Origin of the sequence: Helicobacter sp. UBA3407 (genome assembly GCF_949747025.1) — a bacterium.
Classification (GTDB): domain Bacteria; phylum Campylobacterota; class Campylobacteria; order Campylobacterales; family Helicobacteraceae; genus Helicobacter_D; species Helicobacter_D ganmani.
Genome location: NZ_CATKCB010000155.1, coordinates 1 through 10,310, shown reverse-complemented (window position 1 = coordinate 10,310; position 10,310 = coordinate 1). Strand labels below are relative to the sequence as shown.

The 10,310-nt window shown below is 35.7% G+C and carries 11 protein-coding genes; 6 read left to right on the top strand and 5 right to left on the bottom strand.

Annotation, left to right across the window (positions count from 1 at the left end):
• Window positions 1-297: 297 nt before the first annotated feature.
• Window positions 298-990 (bottom strand): endonuclease III, encoded by a 693-nt coding sequence (gene nth / locus Q1553_RS05745; protein WP_299384639.1) that lies wholly within the window; start codon window positions 988-990, stop codon window positions 298-300.
• Window positions 991-1,006: 16 nt separating this feature from the next.
• Window positions 1,007-3,598 carry an AsmA-like C-terminal domain-containing protein gene (locus Q1553_RS05740; RefSeq protein WP_300667885.1) on the bottom strand — a complete coding sequence of 864 codons (2,592 nt, stop codon included), beginning with the start codon at window positions 3,596-3,598 and terminating at the stop codon, window positions 1,007-1,009.
• On the opposite strand from Q1553_RS05740, the gene mltG reads away from it, so the two are divergent.
• The 6 genes from mltG to Q1553_RS05710 all read left to right on the top strand — a co-directional run bounded on the left by mltG (window position 3,531) and on the right by Q1553_RS05710 (window position 8,523).
• On the top strand, window positions 3,531-4,481 hold the full coding sequence (mltG, locus tag Q1553_RS05735) for an endolytic transglycosylase MltG (RefSeq protein WP_115551241.1): 951 nt from the start codon (window positions 3,531-3,533) through the stop codon (window positions 4,479-4,481). The two genes, Q1553_RS05740 and mltG, sit on opposite strands and share 68 nt — an antisense overlap.
• Before the next feature lie 164 nt (window positions 4,482-4,645).
• Complete coding sequence (locus Q1553_RS05730; protein ID WP_297600439.1) at window positions 4,646-5,587, top strand: malate dehydrogenase; 942 nt, start codon at window positions 4,646-4,648, stop codon at window positions 5,585-5,587.
• 91 nt (window positions 5,588-5,678) lie between these two features.
• Complete coding sequence (locus tag Q1553_RS05725; protein WP_115551099.1) at window positions 5,679-5,990, top strand: 4Fe-4S binding protein; 312 nt, start codon at window positions 5,679-5,681, stop codon at window positions 5,988-5,990.
• 10 nt (window positions 5,991-6,000) lie between these two features.
• The gene (locus tag Q1553_RS05720) at window positions 6,001-7,128 is read left to right on the top strand and encodes a 2-oxoglutarate synthase subunit alpha (RefSeq protein ID WP_115551100.1); all 1,128 of its coding nucleotides are present in this window, start codon (window positions 6,001-6,003) and stop codon (window positions 7,126-7,128) included.
• A 1-nt stretch (window position 7,129) separates the two neighbouring features.
• Complete coding sequence (locus tag Q1553_RS05715; RefSeq protein ID WP_115551101.1) at window positions 7,130-7,963, top strand: 2-oxoglutarate ferredoxin oxidoreductase subunit beta; 834 nt, start codon at window positions 7,130-7,132, stop codon at window positions 7,961-7,963.
• Entirely contained in the window at window positions 7,960-8,523 is a 564-nt protein-coding gene (locus Q1553_RS05710) for a 2-oxoacid:acceptor oxidoreductase family protein (protein ID WP_115551102.1), read from the top strand. Before Q1553_RS05715 ends, Q1553_RS05710 begins: the two co-directional genes overlap by 4 nt.
• Before the next feature lie 296 nt (window positions 8,524-8,819).
• Here the strand turns inward: Q1553_RS05710 and Q1553_RS05705 are convergent, their stop codons facing one another.
• From Q1553_RS05705 to rpmI, 3 genes are all read right to left on the bottom strand, one after another.
• The gene (locus Q1553_RS05705; protein ID WP_115551103.1) at window positions 8,820-9,557 is read right to left on the bottom strand and encodes an SIMPL domain-containing protein; all 738 of its coding nucleotides are present in this window, start codon (window positions 9,555-9,557) and stop codon (window positions 8,820-8,822) included.
• 85 nt (window positions 9,558-9,642) lie between these two features.
• On the bottom strand, window positions 9,643-9,996 hold the full coding sequence (gene rplT, locus Q1553_RS05700; RefSeq protein ID WP_115551104.1) for a 50S ribosomal protein L20: 354 nt from the start codon (window positions 9,994-9,996) through the stop codon (window positions 9,643-9,645).
• Between the two features lie 94 nt (window positions 9,997-10,090).
• Window positions 10,091-10,285, bottom strand: coding sequence for a 50S ribosomal protein L35 (gene rpmI, locus Q1553_RS05695; RefSeq protein ID WP_115551105.1), 195 nt, complete (start codon window positions 10,283-10,285; stop codon window positions 10,091-10,093).
• Window positions 10,286-10,310: the final 25 nt, after the last annotated feature.

The following is a 10,310-nucleotide window of genomic DNA, read 5'->3' as shown; positions in this document are numbered from 1 at the left end:
TAATATTTTTATAATTTATTTCCTTTATAAAAGGAAATAAATAAAATTTAGCGACTTCAAAAATCAACTATAATTTTCTGTATCATTGTTTATTCTCTGCTATAATTTAGTAAATAAGAAGTTTGCTATGAAAAAACTAGGGTTGATTTGGCGGTGTAGGTGTAGAATCCACGATTCCTTAATTACAAAGGCATTGTTTATGGTGTGCAAAAACGCGTGGGAAAATCCTTTTTTCCAAATCCCACAATCAATGATTTAAATCTTGCAAAAGCGAATCCTTTTCTCACTCTATCTTAATCAACAACGATAAGTTGTTTTGCTTTTGCATAAATGACTTAAAAAACACTCCGTGCATTGAGGACTCACTGCCTTGCAAATATATCTCCCAAAAAGCACCATTGCTTGATGAAGCGTTGCAAGATTGTCTTTATAAGCCTTTGTCAAATCCTCCTCTGTGGCAAGAGGCGTGCTTGCACTACTTAAACCTAAGCGATGAGAGACGCGAAACACATGTGTATCTACGGCGATGAAATTCGCCTCTTTGGATTCTATTAATACAACATTGGCTGTTTTTTGCCCTACTCCAGGTAGAGACTTTAACGCTTCGCGCTCTAGTGGAATCTCTCCACCAAATCGCTCACAAACTTCCTTTGCCATTGCTTTGAGATTCTCTGCTTTGTTATTAAAGAAACTGCAAGTTTTGATACATTCCTTAATAGAATCCAAATCAGCACCGCTCAATGCCTTTGGTGTAGGATATTTTTCAAAAAGAGCTGGAGTGATGAGATTCACACGCTTGTCGGTGCATTGAGCCGAAAGCATAACCGCAATCAATAGTTCAAAATCATTCCGATAATTCAACTCCGTTTTTGCATCTTTGTAATGCTCCAAAAACAAAGCTTTAATGCGGGCAACTTCTGCTTTCGTAGCTTTTTTAACTTTGACTTCCTTAGTGGTTTTGGAATCTTTTTTGGATTTTGATTCTAGCATTTGTTTTTCCTTATATTTAATTAAAGATTTCAAAGGGCGAAGTAATCACACGTTTTAAAATATTAAAAGGCGAGAGCAAAAAATCCTGCACTGCTTGCGTATGCACCTGTGGATTTTCTAATGTGCCATCAATCTTAAAAGCTGTGGAAATCGCCCCATTCTCTCCTAATACAATATAATTAACAAGCGGAATCTTACTGATGATTCCACCAAAAGACTTCGCGGTAATCAACTCTGCATTAAAATCAATGACTTGTGATTCTATCTGCACAATTCCGCGACCTTTAATATCAATAGAAGAGCCTTTCAAATCAAGTGCTTCAATGGCTAAAAACTCATCATTTAAACCAAATTCTACCACTCCCTCATTGACATAATAGCCCTTATGATTGAATCCCGGAGACTTCAAAGTCAATAAAGAGGGAATCGTATCAATAAATGCCATCACATTTTGCAAGACATTCAATTCATTCAAGGAAGTATTTAAAAGAGTAATCTTCCCTATTAACGCTCCCTTTTCATTTGTGTTTGCATTCACAAAAAACCGCCCCTTATGCACACCCTTCTTTTGTAGAATCGCATTGATAAATTCATCGCCAAACTCTTTTGCATCTAAAGTCAAGAAATCACCGCGTTTATAAAGATTGGCTTGTCCATTTTTATGCTTCAATCCCACATTAATTTCTCCATTGACAAGCGCAATCTCAAAAGAATCCGCCAAAATATTACGATTCTTTACCCATAGATTAGAATCTTGTCCTTTAATTAAGATTGGAATATTGTCGCTAGGGCTATTATTAGAAAATTGTTCCAAATCTAAACCTAAGCTAAGATTTTTTAAGTTGATTCTTTTTGCCTCTGCATTATTTTGTAAAACGAAAGAACCATCTTTGGATTGTAGAGTAAAACCCAAAGGAGTATAATCAAAAGTCAAATCCATTGTTTGAAGCGGTGCATTGTCTTGTTTATTGCGCAAAATTTCTTGCTCTGTTTGCACAGAAATGTCTGCAAAATATTTTTCAAAATCTTGCGTACGAACCTGCAACATTCCCTCTGTAATTTTGTATTCCTGCAAGATTTTAGAAAAAGGTAGAATCCCACTTAATCTATTCAAATGAAACACATAGTTTTGTCCAAAAATTGCTTCAAAATTAAAAGTTGGTAACGCAAAAACAATCTTTTGTTTTTGCGCAAAATTTACATTAAAGGGCAAAGATTGATTTGTAATCTGCAAAACTTCGGGGGATTCTTTAGAAAGTAAAAGTGAGGTGATAAGCAAATCCCCACTAATCGTTTTTGCCTGCGTATCAATCACAAAATTAGAATCACTTTTAAGCAAATCTTGATAACTCGTGTTTTTAGATTCCACTTTAATAAGATGATTATCAAGTTGAAGATTCAAACTATCAGAAATCAAAGGAGTTTTTTGAAGCAATACTTCAATATCTTTTGATTTAAAAATTCCTTTAGCAGTCAAATCCAATGTATCCAAATTTAATCCAATATACAAGTCTGAAGCAATCTTTGCATTTGGAGCACTAAGCGGCAAAGTAATCTCGTACGCCTCTAGCAACTTTAAAATTGCAGAATCTAATGCCGTATTAGTTTTAATATGCACTTGCAACAATGGATTATCACTTACGATGTCTTTTAAAATAACTTGACTACCATTTGCGCTATGGTGTTGGTAGGTTGGATTCAGGGGATAAAATTCCAAAGCATTGTTTTGAAAAACGAGCTTCACAGAATCCGCGTGAGCTGGGGGAAGTTTGGGGTGAAAGATGACTTCTGCATTTTGTGCTTCACCCAACACATACAAGGAAGCAAGGGAATCTTGCAAGATTGTTTTACTTCTTAATGGAATCGTAATGCCAAATTCATTAATTCTAGCCGATTCCACACTATAATTATCAAAAATCCATTCCTCTACCAATTTATTCTCAAACTTCGGTAGCAAAGTGCGCAAAAATTTAATATCTACAAAAGTATCACTAGAACCTTTAATTGTAAGATTCCTAAGATTGCTTTGCACTTGTAAATCTAAACGCATATAAGGATAATAATGCTTACGATGGACAAAACTTAGCTTACCCTCCATTTGCACATTTTGACGACGCAAGTCATAAACTCCGCTACCTTGATAATAGATTCCATAAGATTTCATATACAAATCTTGAATACGAATCAAAACCTTAGACGCATTTTCTTGCAAGTTGATTTTGGCATAAACTTCTGGGAGATTTAAGGTAAAATTGTCTCCGTCATAATAAAGATTGGCTTGATAATCTTGAAAACCAATTTGTTGAATGTTTATTTTTTGGAAATATTGCAAAATAAAATGAAAATTTTTGGCATAAAGAATCTGTGTTTTAATGTCCAAAGATTCCGAAGAGTGTGTAGTTTTTATTTTATTGAGATTTAAAGATTCTATTTCTAAAATCAATTTTTTATCTAATCTTAGATAAAATCCCTTAATTTGTGTGCCGGCTAGTCCAAATCGCTCAATTTTAATTCCATTATACAAAAAGGTATAAAGAACAATGAATATTCCAACAAAAAAGACGAGTAACAAGACAATCTTTAACGTTTTGGTAGATGGTTTTTTCATTTTGCTCATTATTTTATGTTTTTATTTACAAATCCCAATGAATTCAAGCCAAGTAGTTTATATTCCAAAGGGTGGGACAAGCGAAATTATAACATACTTAAAGAAAAATAACTTTGATTTATTAAACATTGATAAACAAATTATAAGATTTTTTGGTTATCCACAAAGTGGTTGGCTCAATATTGGGCGCACACGCTTGAGTAAAGGGGATTTTCTCTATGCACTCGCAAACGCAAAAGCCGCATTAGAAGAAATTACCTTGATTCCTGGTGAAACTTTATATTTTTTTATCAAAAACATAAGTCAAAAATTAAATTTAAATGAAGAATCTTTGCATTTAGCTTATACAAACTATGCCCCTATGATTGAGGGTATTATTTTGGCAAATACTTACAAAGTTCCCAAAGGAATCAGTGAAACGCATCTAATGTATTATTTGGTGAATACTTCTTTAAAAGAACATAAGAAATGGGCAATCAAATTTTTAGGACAATACGACCAAAATCAATGGTTTAGATATATCATCATTGCTTCTATTATCCAAAAAGAATCTGCAAATGAGGAAGAAATGCCTCTAGTCTCTGCTGTGATTCGGAATCGTTTAGACAAAAAAATGCGATTGCAAATGGACGGCACTTTGAACTATGGTAAATATTCTCATACTAAAATTACTCCTGAAATGATACGAAATGATACAACTAGTTACAATACTTATCGTTATGATGGAATCCCTAAAGCACCTATTGGAAGTGTAAGTTTTAAAGCAATTCAAGCAGCAATTTTTCCTGCCAATGTTGATTATCTCTACTTTGTAAGAAATAAAAATGGCGTGCATTCTTTTACAAAAAACTATGATGAGCATTTAAAGAATTTTTCAAAATAAGAAAAAGCACAGATAAAAAGTCAAAATATAAGATTAATTTAAGAAAAAATACTTGAAAATACTTTTAGACAAGTTGAGCAAAAAGTTAAATAAAATTTTGCTTTTTAGGTAATAATTTTTAAAGAATCTAAAATTCAGAAAATAATTGTTTAAGGATACAGATTATGGAAAGAGTTAAAAAAGTCGGAATTATCGGGGCGGGCAATGTAGGCTCTACTCTAGCTTACATTCTCTCTGCTACAACACCTTATGAAATTGTTTTGCAAGACAAAGACAAAGACCGTGCAAGAGGAATGCTACTTGATATGTTTCAAGCTTCTTGTGTAGGCACGAAATTCACCAAACTTGGCGTCATCGCATCGCCTAAAGATTTAAAAGGCTGTGATGTGATTGTGATTGCCGCTGGTTCGCCACGCCTACCCGGAATGAGTCGCAACGACTTGCTTTTTGCTAACGCCAAAGTCATTAGTGAAATTTCCCAAAATATCAAAGAAAATTCACCCGAAGCCATTGTGGTTTTGATTACCAACCCGCTAGATGCAATGGTTTATACTGCTTTAAAGGAAACAGGATTCAATCCCAAGCAAATTATGGGAATGGCTGGTGTGCTAGATAGTGCAAGAATGGTAAGTTTTATTTACGAAAAATTACAATGCGCACCAGGTCAGATTATGGCACCTGTTATGGGCGGACATGGAGATGAAATGGTACCACTTCCGCGTTTTTCTATGGTAAATGGCGTGCCACTTGCTGAGTTATTAAGCCAAAATGAAATAGAAGAAATTGTGCGACGCACAAGAAATGCGGGAGCAGAGATTGTGAATTGCCTCAAGAAAGGTTCAGCTTATTTTGCCCCTGCAAGAGCAGCAGCAGAAATGGTTAGGGCAATTATGAGTGATAGCCATAAGATCCTGCCTTGTTCTGTATTGTTGCAGGGTGAATATGGTTATAATGATGTTGTGGGTGGTGTTCCGGTAGAACTTGGAATCCACGGAATTGAACGCATTGTAGAATTGCAATTAAATACAGAGGAAAAAACACAATTTGAACGTTCTATTAATTCAGTGAAAAGCTTGATTGAGGCTTTAAAAAATGAATACTTCTAAATCTATTTCAAGGAGGCAAGACTATAAAGACTTTTTACAAAAATGCAGAATGTAGGAAATAGGTTTAAATTTAGAAAATTAAGGAGTTAAAATGGGATTACTACAAGCCCCCAACAATACACCGGTTTGGGTTAATGAAAATCGTTGCAAGGCGTGTGATTTATGTGTGTCTGTTTGTCCAACAGGCACACTTGCTATGCGTTTAGATGAACACAGAGTTTTAGGCAAAATGGTAGAAGTACTTCACCCTGAAAGCTGTATTGGTTGTCAAGAATGCGAATTGCATTGTCCTGATTTTGCTATCGCAGTTGCAGATAGAAAAGAGTTTAAATTTGCAAAATTAACCGATGAAGCAAAACAAAGAGCCGAAGCGATTAAAGCAAATGGCTATATGGTTGTATAAGGAGTAAGAAGTGAGTAGAGAATTAATTTCAAGCGGAAATGAATTGGTTGCACACGCAGCGATTGACGCAGGCTGTAAGTTTTTTGGTGGTTATCCTATCACACCTTCTAGCGAAGTGGCTCACGAGATGAGCGTATTGCTTCCAAGAGAAAATGGAAGTTTTATTCAAATGGAAGATGAGATTGCTGGAATCTCTGTTGCTTTAGGTGCTTCTATGAGTGGGGTAAAGTCTATGACAGCAACTTCAGGACCGGGAATCTCCTTAAAAGCTGAACAAATTGGGCTTAGCTTTATGGCAGAAGTACCTTTGGTAATTGTCAATGTTATGCGCGGAGGACCATCTACAGGACTTCCAACACGGGTAGCACAAGGAGATGTCGCGCAAGCAGCACACCCAACACACGGAGATTACCAATCCATTGCTTTATGCCCTGGTAGCCTAGAAGAAGCCTATACAGAGACTTTTCGCGCGTTTAACTTAGCAGAAAAGTTTATGACACCCGTCTTTTTACTTTTAGATGAAACACTAGGACATATGCACGGCAAAGCAATTGTGCCTGATTTGAATGAAATGCAAGAAAAAATAATCAATCGTCGTGTTTATAGTGGAGATAAAAACTCCTATAAACCTTACGATGTGCCTCAAGATGAACCTGCGATTCTTAATCCTTTCTTCAAAGGTTATCGCTACCATATTACAGGACTTCATCACGGACCAACAGGCTTCCCCACAGAAGATGCTGTGCTTTCACAACAATTAATTGATAGGCTTTTCAACAAAATTTTAAGCAAAAAGCAAGAAATTGTAACTTATGAAGAATATAAGCTAGAAGATGCTGAGATTCTTTTAATTGCTTATGGTTCTACTTCAAGAAGTGCAAAAGAAGCTGTGGATAGATTACGAAATGAAGGGAAAAAAGTCGGATTGTTTAGACCTATCACACTTTGGCCTTCCCCTAGTGAAGAGCTTGCAAAACTAGGCAAAAAATTTAACAAGATTCTAGTAGCAGAACTCAATAAAGGACAATATGTCAAAGAAGTGGAACTTGCAATGAAAAAAGAAGTTGCGTTACTTGCAAAAGCAAATGGACGCCCGCTATCCCCAATGGAAATTATGAGCAAAATTAAGGAGTTATAAAATGGCATTTAATTATGATGAATACTTAAGAGTGGATAAAATGCCAACACTTTGGTGTTGGGGTTGCGGTGATGGCGTAATCTTAAAATCAATTGTTCGTGCGATTGATAAATTAGGCTGGAATATGGACGATGTCTGCTTGGTTAGCGGAATCGGTTGTAGCGGACGCGTTTCCTCTTATGTAAATTGCAATACCGTGCATACAACACATGGTAGAACACTTGCGTATGCCACAGGTATTAAACTAGCAAATCCTACCAAAAAGGTGATTGTTGTGGGTGGAGATGGTGATGGTTTAGCAATCGGTGGAAATCACACAATCCACGCTTGCAGAAGAAATATTGATATTAATTATGTCTTAATCAATAACTTTATTTATGGTTTGACAAATTCTCAAACTTCGCCCACTACTCCCAAAGGAATGTGGACTGTAACCGCGCAATATGGCAATGTAGATCCAGAATTTGACCCGTGCAAACTTGCTATTGCAGCAGGCGCAAGCTTCGTCGCAAGAGAATCTGTGCTAGACCCCAAAAAGCTAGAGAAAGCTTTGGTAGAGGGATTCTCCAATGAGGGCTTCAGTTTCTTTGATATTTTTAGCAACTGCCATGTCAATCTTGGTAGAAAAAATAAAATGGGAGAAGCAATTGACACCCTTAAATGGATTGAAAGCCGTATCATTTCTAAGAAAAAATACGAAGAATTAAGCGAAGAGGAAAGAATCGGAAAATATCCAACAGGAATCTTACACCACGATACAAACAAATTGGAATACTGCAAGGCTTATCAACAAGTACAAGAGAAAGCACAAGCAAAAAAAGGAGGTGCAAAATGAGAAGACAACTCCGCTTTACAGGTGTTGGAGGACAAGGTGTTTTACTAGCAGGTGAAATCCTCGCAGAAGCACAAATTAAAACTGGTGGCTATGGTGTCAAAGCCGCAACTTATACTTCTCAAGTGCGTGGAGGACCAACAAAAGTTGATATTTTGCTAGACGAGGATGAGATTCTTTATCCTTATGCAAATGATGGGGAAGTAGAATATATGCTTTCCACAGCACAGGTAAGCTATGACCAATTCAAAGGTGGCTTAAAAGAGGGCGCGATTATTGTAGTAGAGCCAAATTTAGTAACTCCAAATGCAGAGGATAAGAAGAAATTTAAAATCTATCCGATTCCAATTATTACCATTGCCAAAAATGAAGTAGGCAATGTCGTAACACAATCTGTTGTGGCACTAGCAGTAACCGTAACACTAACGCAATGTGTGGATAGAAATTTAGTTTATGACACAATGATTAGCAAAGTTCCTGCAAAAGTCGTAGAACTCAATAAAAAAGCCTTTGAGCTTGGCGAAAAATACGCTAAAGACGCTTTAACAAAAGGTTCTTTATAATTTCCGGCCCCTTAGGGTTGGGGATTACTCCCCACTTTTTTAATATAAATTTGTCCTTGTCAAGGCGTGCATTCTATCCTCACAAAAAAATTCAAGAAATCGCAATGTATTTTTGTTTCGTTCTCACGAGATTCCACTTGTGGTATCGTGGAAATCCATATTGGTGTGTGTCCTTGCAAGACTTGATTTATCAAGAGTTGTCGCAATCTATAATTTTGCATAAATAAATTTTATTATGAAATCCATAAAGATTTAAAGATAAGATGCTTTCCTTTGTAAGGATGAGATTATTTAAACTAACGACAGCTAAAGACGACATTCCCTCGCGCCATCTTTTGTGTAGGCTTAGCAGTTGGTAGATTCACACTTTCTAGTGATTTTGCCTCATCTCTTGCAGCATTTAAAGAAGCTTTTAACATTGTTGGCATTGCACGCTCTTGCACTATCGGACTTAAATTAATCTCCTTAACACTGCATTTTTGCTTAGAAAATTTGGAATATTCTTTAGCTTTTTGCATAGCAAGCTCTAATAACTCCATATTCAACTGCTCATCTATCTCCGCAAGCTTTTTTTCATCTACGACTTTTTCAATGCTTGGCAAAGCAAACAACAAATAGGGATTCTTTCTTGCTTCCTCTTCAATTTTTTGAATGATTTGGTCATAAGATTTTTTTTGCTCTTTTGTAAATTCACAATTCAAACTATAATGTGTTTCAAACCCATTCTGCATTCTTGTGCCGTTTTTGTATGCGTAAATTGGCTCAATATTGAAACTTCCACCCTTACAAATACTATTCTCTCCCAAAAAAGCATTTAAGGTATTATAGGTTTTGATGATGATATTTTTATCTTCCATACTCAAACTTTTAAGTTTCCGCAAAGATTCGCTTTCTCTAATGTTTATAAAACTGATATATTTCGCCGCTTCCACTTCTATGCTGACACTTAAATCCTGCTTAATCAACATCTCTGCCCACGCATTTATACTTAAACCAGACCAAAATATACCAACAAAAACCAACTTCTTTAGCATTAAAAAACCCTTTGAAATTAATATTTTTTATTAATTTAAAAAGATTTGAATTTAGGGATTCTATTTTTAAGAATCCCTAACGGCTTTAGAGTGCTTTTTTAGCACTTTCAACGATTTTTGCAAATGCAACAGGCTCATTCATTGCAATATCTGCCAAAATTTTCCTATCTAGTGTGATTCCAGCTTTTTTTAATCCAAACATAAATTTTGAATAACTAATCGCATTGATTCTGCAAGCTGCATTGATTCTCACAATCCAAAGCTTTCTGAAGTCTCTTTTCTTTTGCTTTCTATCACGGAATGCATAACATAAACTACGTTCTAACTGCTCTTTGGCTTTTCTAAAGTGCTTATGCCTTGCACTATAAAATCCACGCGCTAATTTTAAAACTTTTTTGTGGCGACGTCTTCGCACAACTCCTGTTTTAACTCTTGCCATTTTTATCCTTTACCATATTGTGGTGCGGTATTATCTACCAAACTTGCCCAAAAATTGGGGAATGACATACTTTTATGTATGAAACTTCTTTAACCTATGCCATACAAAGCAGTTTTTTAACTTGCTCAATATTAGCATCATGAACATATTTAGGCGCATTCAAACTTGCAATCTTTCTTGGACGCTTTTTGGTCAAAATATGACTTTTAAAAGCAGAACCGCGTTTAATAAGATTCTTTTTGAGTTTGAATCTCTTAGCTGCACCACGATTTGTTTTCATCTTTGGCATTGCTTTCTCCTTTCATAAGATAAAT